Here is a 26,833-nt window from a genome sequence, read left to right on the forward strand (position 1 = left end):
TGCCCGATCACCGGTCCGGCCGAACCGGAGGATCCGACATGCGCCTGACCGAGATCACCTATGACAGCGCCCAGCCGGTCGAGGGCTACGGCCCCGGCTATTTCCGCATCGGGGGGCAAGTGCTCGAGGGCGCCTGCCTGATCTCGCCCTGGAGCGCGGGCCCCTGGGGCGGGCTGGGCGACACCGAGGCGCCGCTCGCGCTGGCGGGCCGGATCGACGTGCTCTTCGTCGGGACGGGCGGCGACGTGGCTCATGTGCCGCCCGACTTCCGGGCCGCGCTGGAAGAGGCCGGCATCGGGGTCGAGGTCATGGCCTCGCCCGCAGCCTGCCGCACCTACAACGTGCTCCTGTCGGAAGGCAGGCGGGTCGCCATCGCCCTCCTGCCGGTCTGAGACGCCTGCGCCGGACGGCCCTCTTCTCCGTTGCAGCGCACCCACCCGCCTGCTTGCCTGCACTCCGGGTGGAGGACCTGATCCTTTTCGCTTCCTTGCGCGGGTCCGAACCGGCCCGCACACCGGCCGCGGCCTCTCGCGACCCGCGGCAGAAGGCTCTCGTCCGTCTGATCGGGTCGGCGTCAGGCCCTTCCGCCGCCGCAAGGGATGCGCTAGGGCAGGGCCATGGACCTGACCGTCACCGATCTCGCCTGCGCCCGCGGCGGCGTCACCGTGCTCGAGCGCGTGAGCTTCCGGCTGTCGTCGGGCGCCGCGCTGATCCTGCGCGGGCCAAACGGCATCGGCAAGACCACGCTCCTGCGCACGGTGGCGGGCCTGCAGCCGGCCGTGGCGGGAGAGATCTCGATGCCGCCCGAGGCGGTGGCCTATGCGGCCCATGCCGACGGCCTGAAGGCCACGTTGACGGTGGCCGAGAACCTCGCCTTCTGGGCGGCGATCTACGGCACCCGCGAGGCAGCCGGCGCGATGGAGCGGATGAACCTTTCCGCGCTTGCCGACCGGCAGGCTCAGAACCTCTCGGCCGGGCAGAAGCGGCGGCTCGGGCTCGCGCGGCTGCTCGTGACCGGCCGGCCGCTCTGGGTCCTCGACGAGCCTACCGTCTCGCTGGATACCGCCTCGGTCGCGCTGTTCGGGACCGTGGTGCGAGAGCATCTGGCAGGGGGCGGCTCGGCCCTGATGGCGACGCATATCGACCTCGGGCTTGACGAGGCGGCGCTGCTCGACCTCGCCGCCTTCCGGGCCGACCGGCCCGGACTTGCCGCCGCGCAGGACGATCCCTTTGCGGGGGTGACGGCATGATCGCGCTCCTGCTTCGCGACCTGCGGCTCGCGCTGCGGGCCGGCGGCGGCTTCGGCCTCGGCCTCGCCTTCTTCCTGCTGGTGGCGGTGCTCGTGCCGCTGGGCGTCGGGCCCGAGCCCGCGACGCTGGCGAAGATCGCGCCCGGCATCCTCTGGGTCGGCGCGCTGCTGGCCTGCCTCCTCTCGCTCGACCGGATCTTCGCGCTCGACCACGAGGACGGGTCGCTCGACCTGCTGGCCACGGCCCCGATCCCGCTCGAGGGCGTCGTGGCGGTCAAGGCCGCCGCGCACTGGATCGTGACCGGGCTGCCGCTGACGCTCGCCTCGCCGCTCCTCGGGCTGCTGATGAACTTGCCGCCCGAGGGCTATCCGCTGCTTCTGGCGTCACTCGCCATCGGCACGCCCGCGCTCTCGGTGATCGGCACCTTCGGCGCGGCGCTCACGGTGGGACTGAAGCGGGGCGGGCTGCTGCTGAGCCTTCTGGTCCTGCCACTCTATGTGCCGACGCTGGTCTTCGGAGCCGAGGCGGTGCGCCGGGGAGCGGCCGGGATGGATGTCTCGACGCCCTTCCTCCTCCTTGGCGGCATCACGGCGGGCGTCGCGGCCCTGCTACCTTTCGCCTCAGCGGCGGCCGTACGGATAAATCTACGGTAACGAAGTCGCGGCTTGCATCGCGAGAGGGAACCGCCTAGCTCCATGGCCATGTCGATCTGGGAATACGCCAACCCGAAGAAGTTCATGGAGACCTCCTCCATCGCGCTGCCATGGGCGGCGGCAGGCGCGTTCCTGTGCCTGCTGGTCGGGCTGGTCTGGGGGTTCTTCTTCACCCCTGACGACTACAAGCAGGGATCGACCGTCAAGATCATCTACCTGCACGTTCCATCGGCCCTGATGGCAATCAACGCCTGGCTGATGATGCTGGCTGCCTCGCTGATCTGGCTGGTGCGGCGGCACCATGTCTCGGCGCTGGCCGCCAAGGCCGCAGGACCTGTCGGGCTGACCTTCACGGTCGTGGCGCTCGTCACCGGTGCGGTCTGGGGCCAGCCGATGTGGGGCACCTGGTGGGCCTGGGATCCGCGACTGACCTCGTTCCTGATCCTCGCGCTATTCTACCTCGGCTATATCGCGCTCTGGCAGGCGATCGAGAACCCGGATACCGCGGCAGACCTGACATCGGTGCTCTGCATCGTGGGCTCGGTCTTCGCCGTGCTCAGCCGCTATGCCGTGAACTTCTGGAACCAGGGCCTGCATCAGGGCGCGTCTCTCTCGCTCGACAAGGAGGAGAACGTGGCCGACGCGTTCTACTTCCCGCTCCTCGTCTGCATCGGCGGCTTCGTCCTTCTGTTCCTGACGCTGGTGCTGCTGCGCACCCGGACCGAGATCCGCGTCCGGCGCGTGCAGGCGCTGCTCGCGCGGGAGCGGATGGCATGATCCCGGACCTCGGCAAATATGCCTTCTCCGTGCTGACGGCCTATGGCGCTTCGATCACGCTGCTGGCGGGTCTGGTGGTGATGTCGCTGTGGCGTGGGGCACGGGTGCGCAGGATGCTGCGCGAGGTCGAACGGCGGCAGGGGCGCACCGATGGCTAAAGCGCTCATGTTCGTGCCGCCCGTGCTCTTCGGCGGACTTGCCGTGATGTTCTTCGTCGGAATGCAGCGCGGGAATCCGGACGAGCTTCCTTCGGCGCTGGCCGGCAAGCCGGCTCCGGCGGTGGTGACGACGGCCATGGCGGATGCTCCGCCCTTCACCGATGCGGTCCTCCGCGAGCCGGGCGTGAAGCTCGTGAACTACTGGGCGAGCTGGTGCGCCCCGTGCCGGGTCGAGGCGCCGACGCTGGAGGCGCTGGCGGCCGAGGGCGTGAAGATCCACGGCGTCAACTACAAGGACAAACCCGAGAACGCGCAGGCCTTTCTGGACGAGCTCGGCAATCCCTACGCGACGCTCGGTGCCGATGCGAACGGCCGGATGGCGCTCGACTGGGGCGTCTACGGCGTGCCTGAGACCTACGTGATTGACGGCGAGGGACGGATTGTCCTTCGCTTCCCGGGACCGCTGACCGAGCGGGTAGTCGAAGAGACGATCCGCCCGGCGATGGAAAAGGCGGCCTCTGCCGCGCCCTGAGCTCAGTCCGCCAGCCTAAGCCCCTCGATCTCCCGCGATATCCGTGCGCGCGCCGTACGAGTGCTGTCCTCGATCCAGCCGGGGATGAGGAACGCGTCGACGAGCGCCCAGACGGCCACGATCAGCAGCAGGATGCCTCCGATGTAGATGATGAGCGTCAGGAAGCCGAGGATCGTCAGGATCAGCATGGCGACGGCCGAGCCGGTCTTGCCCATGTAGAACCGGTGTCCGCCAAGGCCGGCAGTGAAGAACCAGAGAACATAGGCGACGAGCGTCGATTTCTTGTCGTTCGTCAGACGCTGCTCGACAAGAAGCTGCTGCTGGGTGGTCAGGGTCATGAGTGCACTCTGTAAAGGTTTCAACCGGAAACGGAGTCCCATTCCAATGGGGCGGAATGATGGTCGAGCGGCAGCCGCGAAAAGGAAAGACCCCGGATCCTCTCCGGGGTCTTCTGCGTCAAGATGTCAATGCGTTCAGGCCGAGGCGAGGTCGCGCAGCACGTAGTGCAGCACGCCGCCGTGCTCGACGTATTCGACCTCTATCTCGGTATCGATCCGGCACTTGAGCTGGATCGTCTTCACCGTGCCGTCGCCGTAGGTGATGGTGCAGGGCACCAGCGAGAGCGGCTTGAGATCGCCCGAGAGACCCTCGATCGTCACGGTCTCGTCGCCCTTCAGCCCCAGCGTCTTGCGGGTCTCGCCTTCGGTGAACTCGAACGGGATCACGCCCATGCCGACGAGGTTCGACCGGTGGATGCGCTCGAAGCTCTCCGCGATCACCGCCTTGACGCCAAGGAGCGCCGTGCCCTTGGCCGCCCAGTCGCGGCTCGAGCCCGCGCCGTATTCGATACCGCCGAAGATCACGAGCGGCGTCCCGGCAGCCTGATAGGCCATCGAGGCGTCGAAGATCGAGGTCTGCTGCCCGTCCGGCCCGAGCGTGTAGCCGCCTTCCACCCCGTCCAGCATCTCGTTCTTGATGCGGATGTTCGCGAAGGTGCCGCGCATCATCACCTCGTGGTTGCCGCGGCGCGAGCCGTAGGAGTTGAACTCCCGCGGGGCCACCTGCCGCTCCACCAGATACTTGCCGGCCGGGGTCGTGTCCTTGAAGGACCCGGCGGGCGAGATGTGGTCGGTGGTGATCATGTCGCCCAAGAGCGCCAGCACGCGCGCACCGATGATGTCGGTGATGACGCCCGGCTCCTTCGACATGTTCTGGAAGTAGGGCGGGTTCTGGATGTAGGTCGAGCTCGGCGGCCAGTCGTAGGTTTCGCTGTCCGTGGTCTCCACACCCTGCCACTTCGCGTCGCCCTTGAAGACGTCGGCGTATTTCCTCTGGAACGCCTCGCGGGTGACGGTCTTTTCGACCAGCGTCGCGATCTCCTCGTTGGTCGGCCAGATGTCCTTGAGGTAGACCGGACCATTGGTGCCCATGCCGAGCGGTTCCGAGGTCAGGTCGATGTTCATGTCACCGGCCAGCGCATAGGCCACCACCAGCGGCGGCGAGGCGAGGTAGTTCGCCCGCACGTCCGGGCTGATCCGGCCCTCGAAGTTGCGGTTGCCCGAGAGCACCGCGGTCGCGACAAGGTCGCCCTCGTTGATCGCGGTCGAGATTTCCGGCGCCAGCGGGCCGGAGTTGCCGATGCAGGTGGTGCAGCCGTAGCCCACGAGGTTGAAGCCGATGGCGTCGAGGTCTTCCTGCAGGCCCGCGGCCTCCAGATATTCCGACACCACCTGCGATCCGGGGGCGAGCGAGGTCTTGACCCAGGGCTTGCTGTTAAGTCCCAGCGCGCGGGCCTTGCGCGCCACCAGCCCCGCGCCGATCAGCACCGAGGGGTTGGAGGTGTTGGTGCAGGAGGTGATCGAGGCGATCACCACCTTGCCCGAGGACATGGTCCAGTCCTGCCCGGCAACGGCCACTTCCTTGCCCAGCGGGCGCTTGAAGGTCGCCTCCATCTCCTTCGCAAAGCCGGCTTTGGCTTCGGTCAGCGGCAGGTAATCCTGCGGGCGTTTCGGGCCGGAGACGGCGGGCACGATCTCGCCCATGTCGAGGTGCAGCGTGTCGGTGTAGATCGGCTCGTAATCCGCGTCGCGCCACATGCCGTTGGCCTTGGCATAGGCTTCGACCAACGCGATGCGCGCCTCGTCGCGACCCGTCTGGCGCAGGTAGCGCAGCGTCTCGCCGTCGATCGGGAAGAAGCCGCAGGTCGCGCCGTATTCCGGGGCCATGTTGGCGATGGTGGCGCGGTCCGCCAGCGGCAGCCGGTCGAGGCCCTCGCCGTAGAACTCCACGAACTTGCCCACCACGCCCTTCTTGCGCAGCATCTGCACGACCTTCAGCACGAGGTCGGTGGCCGTCGTGCCTTCCATCATGGTGCCGGTGAGCTTGAAGCCCACCACTTCGGGGATCAGCATCGAGACCGGCTGGCCCAGCATCGCGGCCTCGGCCTCGATCCCGCCCACGCCCCAGCCCAGCACGGCGAGGCCGTTGACCATGGTGGTGTGCGAATCGGTGCCGACCAGCGTGTCCGGATAGGCCACTTCCATGCCGTCCTGGTCCTTGTCGGTCCAGACCGTCTGCGCGAGATATTCGAGGTTCACCTGGTGGCAGATGCCGGTTCCCGGCGGCACCACGCGGAAATTGTCGAACGCCTTCTGACCCCACTTGAGGAAGGTGTAGCGCTCCATGTTCCGCTCGTATTCGCGGTCCACGTTCATCTGGAAGGCGCGCGGGTTGCCGAACTCGTCGATCATCACGCTGTGGTCGATCACCAGATCCACCGGGTTCAGCGGGTTGATCTTCTGCGCGTCCCCGCCGAGGCCGAGGATGCCGTCGCGCATCGCGGCAAGGTCCACCACGGCGGGAACGCCGGTGAAGTCCTGCATCAGCACGCGGGCCGGGCGATAGGCGATCTCGCGCGGGTTCTTGCCGCCATTCGCGCCCCAGTCCGAGAAGGCGCGGATGTCGTCCACCGAGACCGTCTTGCCGTCCTCGAAGCGCAGCATGTTCTCCAGAACCACCTTCAGCGAGGCAGGCAGGCGCGCGAACTGGCCGAGACCGGCTTCCTCCGCCGCCGGAATCGAATAGTAGGCATAGCTCGAGCCGCCGACATTAAGGGTCTTGCGGGTCTTCTGGCTGTCGTGTCCGACGGTGACGGTCATGCGTTCCTCCTGGCGCCGTGGCGAGGGTTGGGCTTGTGCTCCGCGCGCGTTTTGCCCCACCGGCTGTGGTCGCGCAAGGGAGATGGCGGACTTGTATACCGAGGTATGCCGAAAATCCAGAGCCATCCTGCGGCTTTTTTGCAGCGCGGCCTCGCAAAACCTTGATTGGAACGCCTGCGGCAGGCACGGCTAGAACAGGGGAAGGACAATACGAGGATCTCAGGCAGATGCGATGGACGCTCGGCGCCGCTTGCGCCCTTTTTCTGGGCATTGCAGGCACCGCTCAGGCCCAGTCGCAACCTGCCGTGGTGGTCGAGCTCTTCACGTCGCAAGGTTGCTCGTCCTGCCCGCCGGCCGATGCGTTCCTGGCCGCGCTCACGGCGGATCCTCGTGTGATCCCGCTCGCGCTTCACGTGGATTACTGGGATTACATCGGCTGGGAGGACCAGTTCGCCGATCCGAGGTTCACCCAACGTCAGAAATCTTATGCCCGCGCCGTCGGCAGCCGGACGATCTACACGCCGCAGATGATCGTGGGCGGGGTTGACCGTGTCGAGGGCCATGCGCCCGAGAAGGTGGCGGCCCTGATCCTCAAGCACATGCAGTCGGCCGAGCGCGTGGGATTGTGGCTAGAGCGGCACGGGGACGTCCTGCGCATCCATGCGGAGGCCGACCCGCCGCTCGACGAATCGGTGCGGGTGCAAGTCGTGCGCTTCCGGCCCGAGGAGACCGTGGAGATCGGTCACGGCGAGAACGAGGGCCGGACAGTCACCTACCGCAACATCGTTACCTCCTGGGAGGTGGTGGGAGACTGGGGCGGACAGGCACCCCTCGCGATGGAAGCGAAGGCGGAGGGCGAGGAGCCTCTGGCCGTCATCCTGCAGAACGAGGGCCCCGGCGCCATTCTGGCTGCCGCCAGCCTGCGCTAGATCTGCAACGCAGCCGCCCGCAGCGACGTCCTGCCGGCGCCGGGAATCGCAGCCATCGCGCATTCCCCGGCCCTGATGCCGAATTAGTGATCGCTTGTCCCGGGCGTGCTGGCTGCAGTCTTCCCTCTTGCCTTTACGTCAGGCCAGCCTGCGCAGAAGACGGAGGCCCATGCTCTGAAGTGCGCTGCTCAGCAGGGCCGCGGCCGATGCGAGGAGCGCGGCAAGGCTCGCCATGAGCTGGCGGGTGACGTCAGACCAGCGCAATGTGGCTCTGAGGAACCGCGCCTTGCCCAGCATCTCGACCCGCGCCACCGCCTGCGGCCCGAGGGCGTCGCTGGCGGCGGCGAAACGGCGAGCGTCCGCGGGGTCGTCGATGTGGCGCAGCAGGTGCAGGGTCTGGGCGGGCGACAGATGAGTGCCCATGCGGCCCACGCTCCGGGCGACTTCGGCCAGAGGCCGCAGCGCCTCGGGCCGCAGCAGCCCGGCCGCATCCGCCGTCGATCGGACCGAGGGCAACCGCGTCCAGTCCACGGCCGTGGCCGCGCTGCGCGAGACAAGACGCGTCAAGGGCGGCGAAAGGAGCCGCATCCGATGCGCCATCCGCAGGACGCCGGCGCCCAGCTTGACCGTCGCCGAACTTCCCCCCGAAACAAGGACAGCCGCCGTCGCTCCGATCCCGGCGACCGAGAGCACAAGGTCCAGCCGATCCACCTCTTCACCGCCTGCCCAGGCCTGTCCCGCCCGCGCAAGGCCCGCCACGTCGCCCGCCGGCGTCAGAACCATGGGCGCCTGGCACAGAAGCTCGGCCGAAAGAGCGCAGGAGGCCGCGTCCCAGAGACAGGCGAGACAGCCCGCGGCCTCCTCCCAGGGGCTTGCCTCACGCGCATGGGCGAGCCGGGTCGCGATGTCGGGGGGAAGGGCGATCCCCTGATCGGCCGCCAGCTCTGCCAGCGCCTCGACGGCGACCGGGTTGGGTGGCTCCTCGGCCAGGTGCTCGGCGAGCCGCGCAAGGATCGCGTCGGGCGTGGCATGCCGGGCCATGGCCCGGTCTGTGGCGGCGCGGATCTCGTGCGCCGCCGCCTCGGTGAAGGGCGCAAGTGCGGGGTCGTGGGCGATCCGCGCCGCCGTGAAGCCGGTCGCCACGAGCGAGCCCACCAGCGCGAGGCCGAGGACCGCCCGGGCGAGCCGACGGATCATCTGCGCCGGGAGCGGATCATGCCGACGATGTCGTAGACCTCGTCGAGGATCGGCCGCGCCACGGCCTCGGCCCGGTCGGCGCCATCGCCGAGGATGCGGTCGATCTCGGCCGGATCCGCCATCAGGCGGTTCATCTCGGAGGTGATCGGCGACATCACCGACACCGCAAGCTCGGCGAGCTTCGGCTTGAAGGTTCCGAACTGCGCGCCCGCGAATTCGGCCACCACCGCTTCGGGCGTGGATCCCGAGAGCGCGGCGTAGATGTTCACGAGGTTGCGCGCTTCCGGGCGCTCCTTCAGCCCCTCGAGGGTCTCCGGCAGCGGCTCGGGATCGGTCTTGGCCTTGCGGATCTTCTGCGTGATCGCGTCGGCATCGTCCGTCATGTTGATCCGGCTCTGATCCGACGGATCGGACTTCGACATCTTCTTCGTGCCGTCCCGAAGGCTCATCACGCGGGTCGCCACGCCCTCGATCACCGGCTCGGTCACCGGGAAGAAGGTGACGCCGTAGTCGTTGTTGAACTTGATCGCGATGTCGCGGGTCAGTTCCACATGCTGCTTCTGGTCCTCGCCCACAGGCACATGCGTCGCCTTGTAGGCGAGGATGTCCGCCGCCATCAGCGCGGGATAGGCAAAGAGGCCGAGCGAGGCGGCTTCGGCATTCTTGCCCGCCTTGTCCTTCCACTGCGTCATGCGGTTCATCCAGCCCATGCGGGCCACGCAGTTGAAGATCCAGGCCAGTTCGACATGGGCTGTGACCTGGCTCTGGTTGAAGAGGATCGACCGTGCCGGATCGACGCCCGCGGCGAGGAAGGCGGCGGCGATCTCGCGGGTCTGCTGGCGCAGCTTCTCGGGGTCCTGCCAGACGGTAATCGCATGCATGTCGACGACACAATAGATGGTCTCGACCCCGTCCTTCTGCATCTCGGCAAAGCGCTTCAGCGCGCCGAGATAGTTGCCCAGCGTCAGCCCGCCGGAGGGCTGGATGCCGGAGAAGACCCGGGTGGGGAAGACCTGAGGCGTTTGGACCGGCTCGGTCATGGTTGGCTCCGTCTGGTAAATGAGTGGCTTTCGCCTTATCCCCCGGGGCAGGGGTCGTCAATGCGGCGGCCAGCGCCAGACGGGGTGCCCCATGCGTGACGATTACAATGCTTCGCCGATCAATCCGCTGCCGGCGGTGGTTTGGTTTCTGGCCCTGCCCATCATCGCGATGGAGGCGGTGATCGGCCTCGGGCAGAGCGGCGTCACAGGCGGGGGCGAGGGCTGGCGGCTCGACGCCTGGCAGCGGTTCGCCTTCTCGCCCGACCTGATGCGGGCCATGCTCGAGACCCACACCTACCCCTGGCAGGGGATGATCCGGCTCGTGACCTATCCGCTGGTTCACGCGACCTTCCTGCATGCGCTGATGGCCGTGGTGATCCTGCTCGCGCTCGGGAAGATGGTGGGCGAGGTGTTCCGGCCCTGGGCGGTGGCGGCGGTCTTTCTCGGCGCGGCCGTGGTCGGGGCGCTGGCCTATGCGGCGATCCCGGGCGTGCGGGCGCCGCTGATCGGGGCCTATCCGGCGGATTACGGGCTGGTCGGCGCCTTCACCTTCCTGATCTGGACGCGCCTTGCGGCGACCGGCTCGAACCAGTTCCGGGCCTTCACCCTGATCGGGATGCTGCTCGGCATCCAGCTTTTCTTCGGGCTCTTCTTCGGTGGTGGCTACGACTGGGTGGCCGACCTTGCGGGCTTCGCGACCGGCTTCCTTCTGTCCTTTGCCGTCAGCCCCGGCGGCTGGGCGCGGGTGATGGAGAAGCTGCGCCGGCGCTGAGAGCCACTGGCTCCGCTGGCAAGGCGCAGATGCGGAAGAAGCCCGTCCGCCGCCCTCAGGCCCGGCGGCGGAGCGATCGCAGGTCCGACAGGCGGAAGGCGCCGATCGCCGCTCCCGCGCCGAAGTAGCTCGCCATCCCCACGGACACGAGCGCCGCGAGGACCGGATAGCGCCAGCCCGGCTCGGCGAGGAGCGGGCCGAGCAGCCGGTTCGCCCCGTAAAGCACCAGCCCCATGAAGAGCGCGGCCGCGATGATGCGCGGCAGCCGCGCGCGCAGCCGCTCGTCGAGGCGGCTGGCAGCACCCATCCCGCGAGACCCCGCCCAGAGCTGCCAGACCATGACCCAGCCCGAGACGGTGGTGGCGAGGGCCGCCGCGAGGAAGCCCATGACCGGCATCAGCCCGAGCGCGAAGGCGAGGTTCACCCCCATCGAGACGAGCGCATAGTGGAAGGGGCGCCGCGTATCCTCGCGCGCGTAGTAGAGCGGCTGCAGCACCTTGTGGAGCACGAAGGCCGGCAATCCCAGACCGTAGGCGCCGAGCACGAGCGCCGTGTTCCGGGCATCCTCGGCCCCGAAAGCGCCGCGCTGGAACAGGACCTGCGTCAGCGGCAGGGCGATCACCACGAGCGCCACGGCGGCAGGCAGCGTCAGCATCAGCGCGAACTCGGTTCCGCGGTTGAACGAGGCGCGGCTGCCGGCCTCGTCGCCCGCCCGCAGCCGGCGCGCGAGGTCCGGCAGAAGCACGGTGCCGATGGCGATGCCCACGACACCCAGTGGCAGCTGGTAAAGCCGGTCGGCATAGGAGAGCCAGGCCACCGCGCCCTCGGTGAAGCTTGCCACCTGCCGGCCGACGAGCAGGTTCACCTGCACCACGCCGCCCGCCAGCACGGCGGGGGCCGCGATCACGGCGAGGCGCTTCAGGTCCGGCGTCAGCCGCGGCAGGTGCGGCCAGAGCGTGAAGCCCAGCCTGCGCGCCGCGAACCAGGTGAAAAGGAACTGCGCCACGCCCGTCACCGGCACCGTCCAGGCGAGCGTCAGGCCCATGTCCCAGCCCATGCGGTCCGCCACCAGCATGGCCGCGATGAACATGAGGTTCATCAGCACCGGCACGAAGCTCGCCTCGGTGAAGCGGCCGAAGGCGTTCAGCACCCCCGAGAGCAGCGCCACCAGCGAGATGAAGAGGATGTAGGAGAAGGCGATGCGCCCGAACTCGACCGCGAGTTCGAAGCGCGCGTCGCCCACGAAGCCCGAAGCCATGGCGAGGACGAGCCAGGGCATGAGCAGCGTGCCCAGCAGCGTGAAGACCACGAGAAGCCCCGCGAGCCCCGAGAAGGCGTCGCGGGCAAAGGCCTTCGCATCCTCGCCGCCCTCGAGCTTCTTGGCGAACATCGGCACGAAGGCCATGTTGAACGCACCCTCGGCGAAGAAGCGGCGGAACATGTTGGGCAGCGAGAAGGCGACGAGGAAGGCCTCGGCCACCGGGCCCGCGCCCAGATAGGCCGCCATCATCACGTCGCGGGCAAAGCCCGCGCCGCGGCTCATCAGCGTCCAGCCGCCGACCGTCAGGAACCCGCGCGCGAGAGAGATCGGCTTCACCGCTGTGCCCGCTCCGCGCCCTCGAGGATCGCCTGGCGCAGCTTCTTTTCCAGCGTCTCCTGCCGCGTCTTCTGGTGCAGCTTCAGCCCGAACATGTCCTTCACGTAGAAGCTGTCCACGACCTGCGCCCCGTAGGTCGCGATCACGGCAGAGGCGATGTAGATGTTGTTGGCGGCCAGCGTCCGCGTCAGGTCATAGAGCAGGCCCGGCCTGTCACGCGTATCCACCTCGATGATCGTGTAGATGTCCGATCCGTCGTTGTCGAAGACGATGTGGGTCGGGAAGCGGAACTGCGCCTCGCGTTTCTTCAGCTTGTCGCGGTCACGGAAGGCCTCGCGCGCCACGACCTCGCCCTTCAGCGTCTTGTCGATCATGCTGGTCAGGCGCGGCAGGCGGCTGATCTCGTAGGGCGAGCCCTCGGCATCCTGGATCCAGAAGACGGCCGTCGCATAGCCGTCCTTGGTGGTGTAGGTCCGCGCGTCCACCACGTTCGCCCCCACCAGCGCAAGCGCGCCGGCGAGGCGCGAGAAGATGCCCGGATGGTCGGCCAGCGCGAAACAGGCGCGGGTGGCGTCGCGGTCGGGATCGGGATCGAGGTCGATCCGGATCTCGTCCTCGCCAAGGCCCCGCAGCATCCGCGCGAAAACCGCATGCGTCGCGTTCGACAGCGCCTGCCAGTAGGGCGGGTAGTGACGGGCGAGTTCGGCCCTCAGCTCCTTCGGGTCCCAGTCCTCGAGCATCTCGCGCAGTGCGCGCTTGGCCTCGTCGGCCCGGTTCTCGCGGTTCAGGCTCTCGAGCCCCGCGTCCAGCGCCGTCACCGTGTCGCGGTAGAGCTTGCGGAGAAGCTGGGCCTTCCAGTTGTTCCAGGTGCCCGGCCCCACGCCGCGGATGTCGCAGACAGTAAGCACGGTCAGCAGGTCAAGCCGCTTCTTCGACTTCACCGCCTTGGCGAAGTCCCGCAGCGTGCGCGGATCGCCGATGTCGCGCTTCTGCGCCATGTCGGACATGAGCAGGTGGTAGCGGACCAGCCATTCGACCGTCTCGCATTCCTCGGCGTTCAGCCCGAAGCGGGGGGCGACGCGGCGGGCGATCTGCGCGCCGAGGATCGAATGGTCCTCGGGGCGGCCCTTTCCGATGTCGTGAAGCAGCAGCGCCACATAGATGACGCGACGGTTGATCCCCTCGGTCAGGATCCGGTTGGCGATCGGCAGTTCCTCGTCCAGCTCGTGCCGCTCGATCTGCGCCAGCGTCGAGATGCACTGGATGGTGTGCTCGTCCACCGTGTAGTGGTGGTAGACGTTGAACTGCATCATGGCCACGATGCGCTCGAACTCGGGGATGAAGGCCCCGAGGACGCCCAGCTCGTTCATCCGGCGCAGCGCGCGTTCCGGGTTGCCGTGCTTCAGCAGCGTGTCGAGGAAGATCCGGTTGGCCTCGCGGTCGTGCTGCATCTCTTCGTCGATCAGGTGCAGGTTGGCCGCGATGAGACGCATCGCGCCCGGATGGATCAGCAGGCCCGTGCGGAGCGCTTCCTCGAAGATGCGCAGGATGTTCAGCTTGTCGGCGAGGAAGGCCTTGGCGTCGACCACGTCGATCCGCCCGTTCACCAGCCGGTAGCCCGCCTTCAGCCGCTTCTTGCGGCGGAAGAGGCCCATGAGCTTCGGTTCCCGCTTCTCGTGCCGCGCCTCGAGCTGGGCGAGGAAGACACGGGTCAGCTCGCCCACGCGGGTGGCGTGGCGGAAGTAGTCCTGCATGAAGATCTCGACGCCCCGGCGGCCGCGCGTGTCGGCATAGCCCATGCGGGCGGCCACCTCGACCTGAAGGTCGAAGGTGAGCTGGTCGGTTGCCCGGCCGGTGATGTAGTGCAGGTGGCTGCGCACCGCCCAGAGAAAGGCCTCGGCGCGCTCGAAGGTGTCGAATTCCTCGCGCGTGAGAAGCCCCGCCGCCACCAGCCCCGCGGGAGAGGCCACGCGATTGAGATACTTGCCGATCCAGTAGAGCGTCTGGAGGTCGCGCAGCCCGCCCTTGCCCTCCTTCACGTTGGGTTCGAGAACGTAGCGCTGCCCGCCTTGCCGCTTGTGGCGCTGTGCGCGCTCCTCGAGCTTGGCCTCGATGAACTCGGGACCGGTGCCGCGGAAGAGGTCGGTCCAGAGCTTGTCGTCGAACTCGGCGGCGAGCGGCTCGTGCCCGGCGAGGAAGCGGTGCTCGAGCAGAGCGGTGCGGATCGTGATGTCCTCGCGTGCGAGGCGCACGCAGTCCTTCACCGTGCGGCTGGAATGGCCCACCTTCAGCCGCAGGTCCCAGAGCATGTAGAGCATGCTCTCGATCACCATCTCGGCCCAGGGCGTGATCTTCCACGGCGTGAGGAAGAGCAGGTCCACGTCGGAATGGGGCGCCATCTCGGCCCGGCCGTAGCCTCCGACGGCGAGGACGGCGATGCGCTCTGCCTCGGTCGGATTGGCCAGCGGATGCAGCCGCTCGCAGGCGATGCGGAGCGCGGTGGTCACAAGCCCATCGGTCAGGACCGCCTGCGCGCGGAACAGGCCGCGCGCCTCGCGCGGCCGCGCCTCGAATGCCTCGGAAAGGGCGCGGTTGCCCGCAGCCTTCGCCTCCGTCATCTGGCGGACGGCGATGGCGCGGGAGGCCCTCGGATCGGTAGGAGAGGTCGCGTCGATCTCGGCGAGGATGCTGCGCGTCAGTGCCTCGGGATCGATGATGCGGGAACGGGGCAGGATCAGCCCCTGAAAGAGCGGATCCTGCGCGGCGCCGGGCTCAGAAGCCGGCGCCACCGAAGCTTCGCGGCGCGGGGTCAATCACTACCACCTGGTTGTTGCGGATCTGGGCGACGGCCAATCCGCGTTCGTTGGTGCCGTCGCTGCGCAGCCGGAATATGCCGTTCACGCCGACGAATCCAGAGCCTTGGGTGAGCGCGCGCCCACTCAGCCCGTCCGATGCACCCCGCTTGAGCAGCGCGCCCACCGCGGCGACACCGTCATAGGCCAGACCCGAGATGGGATGCGGCGCTTCGCCATAGGCCGCACGGTAGCGCTGCTCGTACTGGCCGTAGACGCCGGGATCGGGAAGAGCGAACCAGCCGCCCTGAACGCCCGGAAGCGAAAGCGTGGCCGAGGGAATGTCCCAGCGCGTCAGGCCGATGAAGCGCGCCGTATCGGAGGGCAGGCCGTTCTCGCGCAGGAGCTGCGTGATCAGCGGCAGCGCGCCCGCGGTATCGGCCGTGAGGAAGAGGGCCTGCGCATTCGTCGACCGCGCCCGCTCGACGATGCCCGGCGCGGCCGAGACGATGCCGTTCTGCGAGAACTCGTAGTCCATCGCGGCGACCAGCGTGCCGCCGGCCTGCGCCACGCCGCGCTCGATCGCCGTCCGGCCCGACTGGCCCGCGGGAGTCCGGTCGTTGACCACCATGATCCGGCCGCTGCCCTGGCTCACGGCATAGCGCGAGAGGCGGTTCGCGGTGTTCTGGAAGGTCGGCCCGAGCACGAAGACGTTGCCGCCCGCGATGTCGGGATTGTTCGAGAAGCTGAGCACGTTCACGCCGCTCGGCGCGACGGCGGCACCCACGGCGTTCGCTTCCTGCGCGAAGACCGGGCCGAGGATGATCCGCGCGCCCTCGGCCACCGCCTGCGAGGCCACGGTCGCGGCTTGCGACGGCTGGGCCGCGGTGTTGTAGACCCGCAGGTCGATCTGGACATTGCCGAGGTCGGCCGCGGCGAGCCGGGCGGCGTTCTGCAGGCTGCGCGCGATGAGCTCGTCGCTGGCCTGACCCGAACCGCCGGGCACGAGGAGGGCCACCGGCACGGGTTTCGAGCTGTCGACAGCGGGACCGCCGCCGCCCATGGCGACCGGCTCGCAGGCGGCCAGGGCAAGCGCTGCAAACGCCAATGCCGTGCGGCCCAGCGACTTGCGGGCTCGGCTGAGAACGGACAACATGCTGGCTCCTCATCCCATGTCGATGCGGGCCGAGCCTAAGCGGTCGCGTCCGGGATGGCAACTTTGCAAGGAGCACCCCCATGTCCATCGGCGATGCCGAGCCGGAACAGGCCCCCGTCGGCGTCCGCCCGCTCGCGCCGGGTCTGCACTTCATCGCCACGCCCATCGGCGCTGCGCGCGACATCACGCTCCGGGCGCTGGACATCCTCAGGTCGGCGGACGTGCTGGCTGCCGAGGACACGCGCACGCTCCGTCACCTGATGGAGATCCACGGGATCCCGCTCGGCGGACGGCCACTGGTGGCCTACCACGACCACAACGGCGAGGCGGCGCGGCCCAGGCTCCTTCGCGCGCTCGCCGAGGGACGCAGCGTCGCCTATGCCTCGGAGGCGGGCACCCCCCTGGTCGCGGACCCCGGGTTCCAGCTCGGGCGTGCCGCGATCGCGGCGGGTCATCCGGTGCTCGCGGCGCCGGGCCCGTCCGCGGTGCTGGCGGCGCTGACCGTCTCGGGTCTGCCGACCGACCGCTTCCTCTTTGCAGGGTTCCCTCCCGCCACGGCCTCCGCCCGGCGGAAGTTCCTCGCCGAACTCGCCACGGTGCCCGCGACGCTTGTCGTCTACGAATCTCCGAAGCGCATTAGCCAAACATTAGTGGATATGGCGGTAGCACTGGGAAACCGGGAAGCGGCCGTCTGCCGGGAACTGACGAAGCGATTCGAGGAAGTGTCGCGCGGGAAGCTGGAAGACCTCTCGGGCGCCTTCCGCGACCGCGCCGTCAAGGGCGAGATCGTGGTCGTCGTGGATCGGGCGCCGCCGGTGCAGGCGGGGCCCGAGGATCTTGAGGCGGCGCTGTCTGCCGCGCTCGAGACCATGACGGTCAAGGAGGCCGCGGCCTCGGTGGCGGGGCAACTCGGGCTGCCCCGACGGGACGTCTATCAGGCCGCGCTGCGGCTGGCGGAGGAAAAATGAGCGGAGAGGTCTCCTATCACGCGGGGCAATCGGCGGAAGAGGCCGTTGCCCGGATCTACGACCGGTCGGGCCGGCCGGTGACCGCGCGTCGCTGGAGGGGCGCTTCGGGCGAGATCGACCTGATCGCACGGGACGGGGCCGAGGTCGTCTTCATCGAGGTCAAGAAGAGCAAGAGCCACGCGGCGGCGGCCGCGAGGCTGTCGCGCCGGCAGATGGACCGCATCTACGGCGCCGCATCGGAGTTTCTGGCCGGAGAGCCGCGCGGACAGTTGACGGCCAGCCGCTTCGACGTGGCGCTCGTCGATGCAATGGGCAGGATCGAGATCATCAGCAACGCCTTCGCCGCCTGACCCTGTTGCAACCGCCAGGGCACTGCGCCATCAAGGGCCGAACCGGCAGGAGATGCGCATGAGCCTGAACGTCGCCCTTCAGATGGATCCGATCGCATCGGTCAACATCGACGCTGACAGCACCTTCCGGATCGCCATCGAGGCCCAGGCGCGCGGCCACCGTCTGTTCTTCTACACGCCAGAGCACCTGGCCTATGACGACGGGCGGGTCACGGCTCGCGGCTCGTGGATCGAACTTCGCCGCGAGAAGGGCAATCACGTCAGCTTCGGCGAAGAGACCCTGGTCGATCTGGGCCAGTTCGACGTCGTCTGGCTGCGGCAGGATCCGCCCTTCGACATGGGCTATATCACCACGACGCACATACTCGAACTGCTGATGCCGAAGGTGCTCGTGGTGAACGATCCCTTCTGGGTCCGCAACTCGCCCGAGAAGCTGCTGGTGCTGCGCTTCCCGGAGCTGATCCCGCCCACCACGATCGCGCGCGATCTCGCCACGATCCGCGCCTTCAAGGAACGCCACGGGGACATCATCCTCAAGCCGCTCTACGGCAACGGCGGCGCGGGCGTCTTCCGGCTCGACCCGAACGACCGCAACCTGTCGTCGCTGCACGAACTCTTCACCTCGATGAGCCGCGAGCCGCTGATCGCGCAGCAGTTCCTTCCTGCGGTCGAGCGCGGCGACAAGCGGATCATCCTCGTCGAGGGCGAGCCGATCGGAGCGATCAACCGCGTTCCGCAGCTGGGCGAGACCCGCTCGAACATGCATGCGGGAGGACGGCCCGAGAAGGTCGGCCTGACCGACCGCGACCGGGAGATCTGCGCGGCCCTCGGCCCAGTGCTGCGCGAGAAGGGTCAGATCTTCGTCGGCATCGACGTGATCGGCGACTGGCTGACCGAGATCAACGTGACTTCTCCCACCGGGCTGCAGGAGCTCGAGCGGTTCGACGGCACCAATGGCGCGGCGCTCATCTGGGACGCCATCGAGGCCAGACGCACGGCCTGATCCGCCATGGCGCGGCGCGCAGGCGGTTTGCGGCGGCGGCGCGCCGGGCGCTGCGGCCCTCAGGTGACGTCGCGGCTCGATTTGTCCGCGCCGCCGGGCCGACGCCTCCTCTTTCGCGTTCCGCGAGCACCACGCCGCGTCGCGCGGACCTGCCGGCCGGGGGCACCGGCGGGCGAATCACACCGCCTCAGCCTGAGGTGAGAGCGGAGCCGTCACGCCGGGCGGTCGTGGCGGCGAGGCGGTAGCTCACCGCCTCGGCGAGATGGGGGTAGCGCAGGTCGCGCGAGTGGTCGAGGTCCGCGATGGTTCGCGCCACACGGAGGATCCGATGGTAGGCGCGGGCCGAGAGGCCGAACCGCTGGGCCACTCGGCCGAGCAGCGCCCGGCCCTCGGCGTCCGGAGCGGCGATCTCCTCGAGCAGCTGACCATCCGCATCGGCATTGACCCGCACCTCGGGGCGGTCCGCATAGCGCCGAGCCTGGATCTCGCGCGCCGCGGCGACGCGGGCGGCGACAGCCGCGGAATTCTCGGTTGCCGTGGGCAGGCCGCCATCCACCCAGTCGACCGGCGGCACCTCGATCCGGAGGTCGAACCGGTCCATCAGCGGGCCGGAGATGCGGCCAAGGTAGTCTTCCCCACAGGAGGGCGCGCGACTGCAGGCTCTCGCCGCGTCGGCCAGGTGACCGCATCGGCAGGGGTTCGCCGCGGCGATCAGCAGGAAGCGGCAGGGATAGCGGTAGCGGGCCTCGGCCCGAGGCACCATGATCTCGCCGGTCTCGAGCGGCTGGCGCAACGTGTCGAGCACGCGCGGCGGGAACTCGGGCAGTTCGTCGAGGAAGAGGACGCCGTTGTGCGCGATGCTGACCTCGCCGGGCTCGGCACGCCGGCCGCCACCGACGATGGAGGCGGGCGAGGCCGTATGGTGCGGGTCGCTGAACGGCCGCGTCCGGCTGATGCCGCCATCGCCGAGCTTGCCGGCCAGCGAGTGGATCATCGAGGTTTCAAGCGCCTCGACCGGCGTCATCGGGGGCAGGATGCCGGGCATGCAGCGCGCCAGCATCGACTTGCCCGACCCCGGCGCGCCGATCATCAGCAGGTGGTGACGCCCTGCGGCCGATATCTCCAGCGCGCGCTTCGCCCGTTCCTGGCCGCTGACCCGGCCGAGGTCGGTCCAGTGCTTCGGTCCCTCCGACACCTCGCCGGCTTCCGCCGGCGTGATGGGAGCCTGACCGGTGAAATGCCGGACCACCTCGTCCAGCGTCGCGGCGGCGAGGACCTGCGTCGCGCCGACCCAGGCCGCCTCAGCGCCGCAGGCGCGGGGGCAGAGGAGGGCGCGATCCTGTTCGGCGGCTGCGACCGCGGCAGGCAATGCTCCCGCCACCGGAACCAGCCGCCCGTCGAGCGAAAGCTCGCCGATGGCGAGTGCGTGCTCCACCTCGTCCGCCGGCACGATCTCGAGCGCCGCCAGCAGCGCGAGGGCGATGGCGAGGTCGAAATGGGATCCTTCCTTGGGCAGGTCGGCGGGCGAGAGGTTCACCGTGATCCGGCGCGAGGGGAGGGCGATGGACATGGCGGCCAGCGCCGTCCGCACCCTTTCGCGCGCCTCCGAGACGGCCTTGTCGGGCAGGCCCACGATGGCGAAGGCGGGCAGGCCGGGCGACACGGCGCATTGCACCTCGACGCTGCGGGGCTCGATGCCTTCGAAGGCGACGGTGAAGGCTCGGGCGATCATGGCACTCCCTCTCTCCCGAGGCTTAGCGCCAATTCCTTGATCGAGTGTTAACCAAGTTGAACCGCCCGTGGAAACAGCACCTCAGCTGGTGGGTGCCTCGAGCCATTCGTAGACCGACTCGGGAAGCTTCGCGCAGCCGCAACAGGACTTGCCGCAGGCCAGGGGCTCGCGCGGCAGTTCGCGCGCCTTTCCCTTCCCAATCCAGTGCTCGACCATGCCACGCATCGCGGCGGGATCGCAGCGGAAGCGGAAGGCGAGGTCCGTGAGGCTCGCCTGGTGACGCTCTCGCAGGTAGTCGCGGACGGCGATCAGCAGCATGGTGACCTCATGCGTCGGCCGTGGCGGGACGGGAGCCTCCGACGCCGCCGATGCGTTTCAGGACGAGGATGACCAGCGCGAAGGCCGCCAGCACGCCGCCGATCCAGAAGGCCGACGCTTCCGGATGACGCGCGAAGGTCGCCGCCTGATAGAACACCACCGCCGAGCCCCAGCCCATCATCAACGTCCAGACCGAGACGAAGCCGGTCCAGGCGCCGCCCGCCTCGCGCCAGATCGCCGCGATGGCCGCGGTGCAGGGAACGTAGAGCAGCACCATGAGCAGATAGGCGAAGGCGCCGGCCTGCCCGTCGAAGAGCGCCCGCATCGCGCCGAAGGTGCCGGTCGAGACTGCGAGCTCCTCCGCGGCCGCGTCGGTCGAGGACATGTCCCCGATCTCGATCCCGAGCGGGTCGGTCAGGCTGTCGGCAAGGCCCGCGAAATTCTCGCCGATGGTGGCGACCGCGAGGGCGAGGCCACCCGCGAGGCTGTAGCCCGTCTCCTCGTCAGGCGCCGCGGCTCCGTCCTCGGCCAGGCCGGAGTAGAGCGCGTTCAAGGTGCCGACCACCGCCTCCTTGGCGAGAAGTCCGGTGAAGACGCCGACCGTGGCGGGCCAGTTCTCCTCGCGGATGCCCATCGGCTCGAAGGCGGGCACGATGGTCTGGCCGATGGCTGCGAGCATAGAGTTGTCGGTGTCCTCGTTGCCGAAGCTGCCGTCGCGTCCCCAAGAGTTGAGGACCGCGATCACCGCCACGACCGGCACCAGCACGCGACCTGCCCGGATCACGAAGGACTTGAGGCGGTCCCAGGTGCGCAGCAGCACGCCGCGGAGCGTCGGAATGTGGTAGGGCGGCAGTTCCATCACGAAGGGCGTCGTGGCGCCCGGAAGCAGCGTGTTCTTCAGCACGAGGCCGGTGAAGACCGCCGCGAGGATGCCGAGAAGATAGAGCAGGAAGACGAGGTTCTGCCCGTTGGTGGGGAAGAAGGCCGCGGCGAAGAGCGCGTAGACCGGCAGGCGCGCGCCGCAGGACATGAAGGGCGCCATGGCGATCGTCATGGTCCGGTCGCGCTCGTTCTCGAGCGTGCGCGTCGCCATCACGGCCGGCACGTTGCAGCCGAAGCCCACGATCAGCGGCACGAAGCTCTTGCCGGGCAGGCCGACCAATCGCATGAAGCGGTCCATCACGAAGGCGGCCCGCGCCATGTAGCCCGAATCCTCGAGCGCCGAAAGGAACAGGAACAGGCAGGCGATGACGGGGATGAAGGTGGCGACCGTCTGAATGCCGCCGCCTACGCCCGAGGCGAGAACCGTCGTCAGCCAGTCCGGGCTGCCCGCCCGCCCGAGGATCTCGGCCGCGCCGTCGACGAAGATCGTCGCTGCCGCGATGTCGAAGAAGTCGATGAAGGCGCTGCCCACGTTGATCGTGAACATGAACATCAAATACATGACGACGAGGAAGATCGGGATCCCCATCGCGCGGTTGAGCACCACCCGGTCGATCCTGTCCGACAGGGTCCGGCCGAGTTCCGACCGGCGGGTCACGGCTTCCGAGGTCACCTCGGCCACGGCGTCGTATCGGCCGCTGGCGATGGCCGTGTCCGGATCGTAGCCGAGCGCCTCTTCCAGCGCCTGACGTGCGCGGGCGACGTCGCCTGCGAGGGCGGGGACCCGCGCGATCAGGGTCCGGCTGCCCTCCAGCAGTTCCAGCGCCAGCCAGCGCGGCGCGCGCGTCTCGCCGGCCGCCTCGATCAGCGGCACGAGTTCGGCGACGGCGGCCTCGATCTCGGGCACATAGGTCAGCGGCCGCGCCTGCTGAACCCCGGTGTCCAGCGCAAGGGCGACGGTCTCCTTCAGCGCGTCGATGCCCTTGCCGCTGGCCGCGACGATCGGGACCACCGGGCAGCCGAGACGCTCGGCGAGGCGCTCCAGGTCGATCTCGATCCGGTGAGTCGCCGCGATGTCCATCATGTTCAGCGCGACCACGACGGGCACGCCCATCTCGATGATCTGCAGCGTGAGGTAGAGGTTGCGCTCGATGTTCGAGGCGTCGACGATGTTCACGACGATCTGCGCCTCGCCCGACAGGGCGAAGTCGCGCGCGATCCGCTCGTCGGTCGAGACCGCATGGCCCGAGCCCAGCGAATAGGTGCCGGGCAGGTCCACGAGCGTGACGCTGCGGGCGCCGAGGCGGATCTCGCCCGTCTTCTTCTCGACGGTCACGCCCGGCCAGTTGCCGACCATCTGCCGCGTCCCGGTCAGCGCGTTGAAGAGCGTGGTCTTGCCGCAGTTCGGGTTGCCGAGCAGGGCGATGGTGGCGGTCGTCATGCTGCGGTCTCCTCGATGGACAGGGCGTCGGCCTCGGCCTTGCGCAGCGAGAGCTGATAGCCGCGAACCTCGATCACGATCGGATCCCCCAGAGGCGCGATGCGCAGGACCCGCAGGGCGGTTCCGGGCGTGAGCCCCATCGAGAGGAGTTTCTGCCGGTAGGCCGCGCCGCCCGGCGCATAGCCCGTGACCCGGGCGGTCGCGCCCGCGACCATGTCCTTCAGCGTCCGGACCATGGGCTTACCTGTCGTGGATCGCGGTGACGAAGATCTTGCGGGACATCTCCTGCCCGAGCGCAAGCCGCGACTTGCCGACGGCCACCAAAAGTGGCCCGCAACTGCAGCTGCGCACCACCTTGACCTCGCCGCCGACGTGGAGGCCCATTTCGGAGAGCCGTTTCTGCATCTCGCGGCAGCCGGCCAGACCCGTTACCGCCATGCGCGCGCCTTCCTGCGCCAGGACGAGGGGCATCTGCCTCGCATTGATCATCGTCTCGACTCCTTTGCGCACGGCGCATCTGCTCGGTGGCCTGTCCCGGATGGTTTACGATTTTGATAAGGATTGGTGAGTGAGGCACCTTGACGCGGATCAAACATGGGGCCGATGAACCGGCTTTATCGCATTCGAGCACGGGTGCTTTGCGCGCGGATTAGGCGCTTGGCTTATGAATTAGGCAATCATATTGGGCTGAAGGCCGGCTGACTGCACCGGCGCGAGGGCTCCGACGGTTCAGAGGAGCTGCGGACAGCCTTTCGCCACGATGCGAATGAAAGTGAGTCGCAGAGGGAAAGCAGGTGCCGGCGTCCCGCATTTGCCACGCAGGACGCTTCGCACACGAGGAAGACAGGCGGGATGACGAACGCTTCTTGATCCCGCGCGTCAGGCGCGATGTGCACCACCTGACGCTTTGCCTGTCCACCGTTTGAGGGGTGACGGAGCGGCCCCACGCTACCTTAGGGCAGTCGCAAGGAGGCCGGGCCGCGGGAAGCCGCAGCCCGGCCAGTCGGATCAGGCGGCCGCGATCGCGGTCTTGTTGACTTCGGCGCCTGCGAGGTCGTTCAGCAGGCCGTCGGTCTTCTTCTCTTCTTCGAGCGTTTCCGAGAGGAGTGCCGCAGCCTCCTCCATCCCGAGCGCCTTAGCCCAGGCGACGAGCGTGCCGTAGCGGGCCATCTCGTAATGCTCCACCGCCTGCGCCGCAGCCAGCAAGGCCGCATCCAGCGCCGGGCTGTCCTTGTACTCGTCCATCACCTCGGAGCCTTCCTCGATGATGCCGTCGATCGCCGGGCAGGTCTTGCCCTGCGCCCGCTTGCCCAGCAGCTCGAAGACCTTATCGAGCCGTTCCTTCTGACCCTCCGTCTCCTCGCGATGGGTCTTGAAGGCTTCCTTCAGCTGCTCGGACTTGGCGGCCCGGGCCATCTTCGGCAAAGCCTTCAGGATCTGCCGCTCGGCATAGTAGATGTCCTTCAGCATATCGTGGAAAGCCGTGTCGAGTTCCTTGGTCTTCATGTCCGTCTCCTTGACGATGATGGCCTTGAACGGACATCCCGCAGCGTTGTTCCGGCCGAGGTCCTGTTAGATGGGGAGGTCGGTCGGATGCCGCCGGTCCTGCGCGACCCGATGCCAGCGGTTGCTTCGTGAATCGATGGCGCGTGCCGGAAGCCTTGGCGCCCGCAGAACCTGCGACAGCGGGCGGCGCTTACGGCAGGCCGGCGGCAGGCGACGGCTCGCCGGTCACGATCCGTACCGGAGTGCCCTTGTAGGCGGGCGTGCCGGACAGCTCGTCGCGCGCCGACAGCGGCACCAGCGCATTCACCTCGGGGTAATAGGCCGCCACGCAGGCATCCGGCAGGTCATAGGCGGTGACGCGGAGATCCCCGACGCGCCGCTCGATCCCGTCGCCGAGCGCACATTCCAGCGTCACCTTCTGGCCCTCGTGCAGGCCATGCCTCGCGATTTCCTCGGGGTTCATCAGCACCACGTTGCGCGGACCTTCCAGTCCGCGCAGACGGTCGGAAAAGCCGTAGATCGTCGTGTTGAACTGGTCGTTCGACCGCAGCGTGACGAGGGTGACCTCGGCGCCCTCGGGCGGCGTGCCCAACGCGCAGAGATGCCTGGGCGTCGTGAACTCTGCCTTGCCGCTCTCGGTCTTCCAGTTCCGCTCGCGGGCCGCATTCCCCCGGTAGAAGCCCCCCGGCGTGAAGAGGCGGGCGTTGAAGGTCGCGAACTGGTCGGGCCAGAAGGTCTCGATCAGGTCGCGGATGTGCCGGTAGTCGCCGATCCACTCGGCCCAGCGGAGCTTCGGATTGTGCGGAAGGGTGGCCATCGCCAGTCCCGCGACGATCGCGGCCTCCGACTTCAGCCAAGCCGACGCCGGCGGACGCTTGCCGACCGAGCCGTGGATGTGGCTCAGGCTGTCCTCCATCGAGACCGCCTGCGGGCCGGTGGCCTGCCTGTCCTCCTCGGCCCGCACGAGGCAGGGCAGCATCCACGCCGACTTCCCGACGAGCGTATGCGACCGGTTGAGCTTCGTCGCCACCTGCACGTTCAGCTCGAGCTCGCTCCAGACCCGGTCGGTGCGCCCCTGATCGGGAATGGCGCGGGCGAAGTTGCCGCCGAGCGACAGGAACGCCTTCATCGTGCCGTCGAGCAGCTTCTCGACCGCGACCGCCGTGTTCCAGCCTTCGTTGCGCGGGATCTTCAGGTCGAAATGCTCCTCCATCCTGTCGAGGGGCACAAGCGAGGGCTTCTCGCTGATCCCGACGGTGCGCTGGCCCTGCACGTTCGAGTGGCCGCGCACCGGCGAGATCCCCGCGCCCTTGCGCCCGATGTTGCCGCGCAGGAGCAGAAGGTTCACGAGCATCCCGATGTTCAGCCAGCCGTGGACGTGCTGCGTGAGGCCCATTCCGTAGATGCCGATGACGCGGCGCGACTGGGCGTAGATCTCGGCCACGCGCTCGAGATCGGGGCGGCGCAGCATCGAGGCGCGCTCGATCTCTTCCCACGAGAGCGACCGGACCCTTTCCTCGAACGCCTCGAGACCCTGGGTGTGCTCGGCCACGAAGGCGCGGTCGATGACGTTGCCGCGCGTGTCTTCCAGCGCGAAGAGATGCTTGCAGATCCCGGCGAGGGCGGCGATGTCCCCGCCGGGGCGGACCTGAAGGTAGATGTCCGAGATCCGCGTGGCACTGCCCATGGTCATCTGCGACGGGTTCTGCGGGTTCACGAATTCCACGAGGCCGCGTTCTCGCACCGGGTTGAAGGTGACGATCTTGCAGCCCCGCTCGACGGCCCTTTGCAGTTCATGGAGGAAGCGCGGGCTGTTGGTGCCGGTGTTCTGCCCGAAGAAGAGGATCATGTCGCAATGCTCGAAATCCTCGAGCACGCAGGTTCCCACCGGCGAACCGATCACCTTCTTCAGTCCGACGCTCGTCGTCTCGTGGCACATGTTCGAGCTGTCGGGCAGGTTGTTGTGCCCGTAGGCCCGCGCGAAGAGCTGCCAGAGGAAGGCCGTCTCGAGGCTCGCCTTCCCGGACGTGTAGAAGACCGTCGACTGCGGATCCAGCGTTTTGAGCTTCGCCCCGATCTCGCGGAAGGCCTCTTCCCACGACACCAGCAGGTAATGATCGGTCGCGGGATCGTAGCGCAGGGGATGGGTGAGCCGCCCGGCCTTCTCCAGCTCGTGATCCGACCAGCGGCGAAGCTCGGAGACCGAGTGCTCGGCGAAGAAGTCGGGTGTGCAGCGGTCGGTCGTGAGGTCCCAGATGGTCGCCTTGGCCCCGTTCTCGCAGAATTCGAACAGGTGGGGCCGCGCAGGCTTTGTCCAGGCGCAGGAGGTGCACATGTGTCCGCCCGGCTTGTTCTGGCGCATCAGCGTCTGTATCACGCCCGGCCCCGGCTTCTGGTCGAGAAGCACCTGCGCGATGCCGCGGACCGACCCCCAGCTTCCCGAGGCCTTGCCGTAATGCGGCGTATCTCCGCGCTGGCGGTTCTCCTTGGGCTGGTTCATCGGGATCCTCCTTGACTGGCGCAAGGCGGGAACCGGCAGGAGCGCTTCATGTTCCGTCACATCCGCATCACCGATCGGCCTGCACCGGTGCGCAGCAGCCCGAAGGAGACGCATTCCAGTCG

General features: G+C 68.3%; 25 protein-coding genes. 11 read left to right on the top strand and 14 right to left on the bottom strand.

The window, feature by feature from the left end; all coding sequences use genetic code 11:
- Window positions 1–38: 38 nt before the first annotated feature.
- From ACTVZP_RS15490 to ACTVZP_RS15515, 6 genes are all read left to right on the top strand, one after another.
- The gene (locus ACTVZP_RS15490; protein ID WP_443213068.1) at window positions 39–392 is read left to right on the top strand and encodes an Mth938-like domain-containing protein; all 354 of its coding nucleotides are present in this window, start codon (window positions 39–41) and stop codon (window positions 390–392) included.
- Between the two features lie 225 nt (window positions 393–617).
- Window positions 618–1,250 (top strand): heme ABC exporter ATP-binding protein CcmA, encoded by a 633-nt coding sequence (ccmA, locus tag ACTVZP_RS15495; RefSeq protein ID WP_443213069.1) that lies wholly within the window; start codon window positions 618–620, stop codon window positions 1,248–1,250.
- Window positions 1,247–1,903 carry a heme exporter protein CcmB gene (gene ccmB / locus ACTVZP_RS15500; protein WP_443213070.1) on the top strand — a complete coding sequence of 219 codons (657 nt, stop codon included), beginning with the start codon at window positions 1,247–1,249 and terminating at the stop codon, window positions 1,901–1,903. Before ccmA ends, ccmB begins: the two co-directional genes overlap by 4 nt.
- Before the next feature lie 48 nt (window positions 1,904–1,951).
- Window positions 1,952–2,680: a heme ABC transporter permease gene (locus tag ACTVZP_RS15505; protein ID WP_443213182.1), complete on the top strand. Its 729-nt coding sequence runs from the start codon at window positions 1,952–1,954 to the stop codon at window positions 2,678–2,680.
- Window positions 2,677–2,838, top strand: a complete 162-nt coding sequence (gene ccmD / locus ACTVZP_RS15510; protein WP_443213071.1) for a heme exporter protein CcmD — start codon at window positions 2,677–2,679, stop codon at window positions 2,836–2,838. Before ACTVZP_RS15505 ends, ccmD begins: the two co-directional genes overlap by 4 nt.
- Window positions 2,831–3,370 (top strand): DsbE family thiol:disulfide interchange protein, encoded by a 540-nt coding sequence (locus tag ACTVZP_RS15515; protein ID WP_443213072.1) that lies wholly within the window; start codon window positions 2,831–2,833, stop codon window positions 3,368–3,370. Before ccmD ends, ACTVZP_RS15515 begins: the two co-directional genes overlap by 8 nt.
- A gap of 2 nt (window positions 3,371–3,372) precedes the next feature.
- Here the strand turns inward: ACTVZP_RS15515 and ACTVZP_RS15520 are convergent, their stop codons facing one another.
- Together ACTVZP_RS15520 and acnA are read right to left on the bottom strand one after the other, a co-directional pair.
- Complete coding sequence (locus tag ACTVZP_RS15520; protein ID WP_443213073.1) at window positions 3,373–3,708, bottom strand: TM2 domain-containing protein; 336 nt, start codon at window positions 3,706–3,708, stop codon at window positions 3,373–3,375.
- Window positions 3,709–3,843: 135 nt separating this feature from the next.
- Window positions 3,844–6,528: an aconitate hydratase AcnA gene (gene acnA, locus ACTVZP_RS15525; RefSeq protein ID WP_443213074.1), complete on the bottom strand. Its 2,685-nt coding sequence runs from the start codon at window positions 6,526–6,528 to the stop codon at window positions 3,844–3,846.
- Between the two features lie 227 nt (window positions 6,529–6,755).
- On the opposite strand from acnA, the gene ACTVZP_RS15530 reads away from it, so the two are divergent.
- The gene (locus ACTVZP_RS15530; RefSeq protein WP_443213075.1) at window positions 6,756–7,457 is read left to right on the top strand and encodes a DUF1223 domain-containing protein; all 702 of its coding nucleotides are present in this window, start codon (window positions 6,756–6,758) and stop codon (window positions 7,455–7,457) included.
- Between the two features lie 138 nt (window positions 7,458–7,595).
- Here ACTVZP_RS15530 and ACTVZP_RS15535 read toward each other — a convergent pair whose 3' ends face one another.
- Both ACTVZP_RS15535 and trpS read right to left on the bottom strand, forming a co-directional pair.
- On the bottom strand, window positions 7,596–8,654 hold the full coding sequence (locus ACTVZP_RS15535; protein ID WP_443213076.1) for a hypothetical protein: 1,059 nt from the start codon (window positions 8,652–8,654) through the stop codon (window positions 7,596–7,598).
- Window positions 8,651–9,694, bottom strand: coding sequence for a tryptophan--tRNA ligase (gene trpS, locus ACTVZP_RS15540; protein WP_443213077.1), 1,044 nt, complete (start codon window positions 9,692–9,694; stop codon window positions 8,651–8,653). The genes ACTVZP_RS15535 and trpS overlap by 4 nt, the downstream gene beginning before the upstream one ends.
- Before the next feature lie 91 nt (window positions 9,695–9,785).
- Between trpS and ACTVZP_RS15545 the strand changes: the two genes are divergently transcribed.
- The gene (locus tag ACTVZP_RS15545; RefSeq protein WP_443213078.1) at window positions 9,786–10,466 is read left to right on the top strand and encodes a rhomboid family intramembrane serine protease; all 681 of its coding nucleotides are present in this window, start codon (window positions 9,786–9,788) and stop codon (window positions 10,464–10,466) included.
- Window positions 10,467–10,521: 55 nt separating this feature from the next.
- On the opposite strand, the gene murJ is transcribed toward ACTVZP_RS15545, so the two are convergent.
- Genes murJ through ACTVZP_RS15560 form a run of 3 tightly spaced genes read right to left on the bottom strand, consistent with a single transcriptional unit; the run spans window position 10,522 to window position 16,011 of the window.
- A complete protein-coding gene (gene murJ / locus ACTVZP_RS15550) occupies window positions 10,522–12,063 on the bottom strand; it encodes a murein biosynthesis integral membrane protein MurJ (protein ID WP_443213079.1) in 1,542 nt (513 codons plus the stop codon).
- A complete protein-coding gene (locus ACTVZP_RS15555) occupies window positions 12,060–14,852 on the bottom strand; it encodes a [protein-PII] uridylyltransferase (RefSeq protein ID WP_443213183.1) in 2,793 nt (930 codons plus the stop codon). Before ACTVZP_RS15555 ends, murJ begins: the two co-directional genes overlap by 4 nt.
- Entirely contained in the window at window positions 14,836–16,011 is a 1,176-nt protein-coding gene (locus ACTVZP_RS15560; protein ID WP_443213080.1) for a penicillin-binding protein activator, read from the bottom strand. The genes ACTVZP_RS15555 and ACTVZP_RS15560 overlap by 17 nt, the downstream gene beginning before the upstream one ends.
- Before the next feature lie 80 nt (window positions 16,012–16,091).
- Here ACTVZP_RS15560 and rsmI point away from each other — a divergent pair, with 80 nt between their 5' ends.
- The 3 genes from rsmI to gshB are packed head-to-tail and all read left to right on the top strand — an operon-like array spanning window position 16,092 to window position 18,332.
- Window positions 16,092–16,979, top strand: coding sequence for a 16S rRNA (cytidine(1402)-2'-O)-methyltransferase (rsmI, locus tag ACTVZP_RS15565; RefSeq protein WP_443213081.1), 888 nt, complete (start codon window positions 16,092–16,094; stop codon window positions 16,977–16,979).
- On the top strand, window positions 16,976–17,329 hold the full coding sequence (locus ACTVZP_RS15570) for a YraN family protein (RefSeq protein WP_443213083.1): 354 nt from the start codon (window positions 16,976–16,978) through the stop codon (window positions 17,327–17,329). The genes rsmI and ACTVZP_RS15570 overlap by 4 nt, the downstream gene beginning before the upstream one ends.
- A gap of 58 nt (window positions 17,330–17,387) precedes the next feature.
- Window positions 17,388–18,332, top strand: coding sequence for a glutathione synthase (gshB, locus tag ACTVZP_RS15575; protein ID WP_443213084.1), 945 nt, complete (start codon window positions 17,388–17,390; stop codon window positions 18,330–18,332).
- A gap of 187 nt (window positions 18,333–18,519) precedes the next feature.
- Here gshB and ACTVZP_RS15580 read toward each other — a convergent pair whose 3' ends face one another.
- From ACTVZP_RS15580 to ACTVZP_RS15610, 7 genes are all read right to left on the bottom strand, one after another.
- A complete protein-coding gene (locus tag ACTVZP_RS15580; RefSeq protein WP_443213085.1) occupies window positions 18,520–20,064 on the bottom strand; it encodes a YifB family Mg chelatase-like AAA ATPase in 1,545 nt (514 codons plus the stop codon).
- Between the two features lie 81 nt (window positions 20,065–20,145).
- Window positions 20,146–20,382, bottom strand: a complete 237-nt coding sequence (locus ACTVZP_RS15585) for a FeoC-like transcriptional regulator (RefSeq protein WP_443213086.1) — start codon at window positions 20,380–20,382, stop codon at window positions 20,146–20,148.
- A 7-nt stretch (window positions 20,383–20,389) separates the two neighbouring features.
- Window positions 20,390–22,705, bottom strand: a complete 2,316-nt coding sequence (gene feoB, locus ACTVZP_RS15590; RefSeq protein WP_443213087.1) for a Fe(2+) transporter permease subunit FeoB — start codon at window positions 22,703–22,705, stop codon at window positions 20,390–20,392.
- Window positions 22,702–22,941, bottom strand: a complete 240-nt coding sequence (locus ACTVZP_RS15595; RefSeq protein WP_443213088.1) for a FeoA family protein — start codon at window positions 22,939–22,941, stop codon at window positions 22,702–22,704. The genes feoB and ACTVZP_RS15595 overlap by 4 nt, the downstream gene beginning before the upstream one ends.
- Before the next feature lie 4 nt (window positions 22,942–22,945).
- Entirely contained in the window at window positions 22,946–23,194 is a 249-nt protein-coding gene (locus ACTVZP_RS15600) for a FeoA family protein (RefSeq protein ID WP_443213089.1), read from the bottom strand.
- A 519-nt stretch (window positions 23,195–23,713) separates the two neighbouring features.
- Complete coding sequence (locus ACTVZP_RS15605; protein ID WP_443213090.1) at window positions 23,714–24,211, bottom strand: YciE/YciF ferroxidase family protein; 498 nt, start codon at window positions 24,209–24,211, stop codon at window positions 23,714–23,716.
- A 190-nt stretch (window positions 24,212–24,401) separates the two neighbouring features.
- The gene (locus tag ACTVZP_RS15610; RefSeq protein ID WP_443213091.1) at window positions 24,402–26,711 is read right to left on the bottom strand and encodes an FdhF/YdeP family oxidoreductase; all 2,310 of its coding nucleotides are present in this window, start codon (window positions 26,709–26,711) and stop codon (window positions 24,402–24,404) included.
- Between the last annotated feature and the right edge of the window lie 122 nt (window positions 26,712–26,833).

The organism is Rhodobacter sp. NSM, from assembly GCF_052244495.1.
Taxonomy (GTDB): Bacteria; Pseudomonadota; Alphaproteobacteria; order Rhodobacterales; family Rhodobacteraceae; genus Cereibacter_A.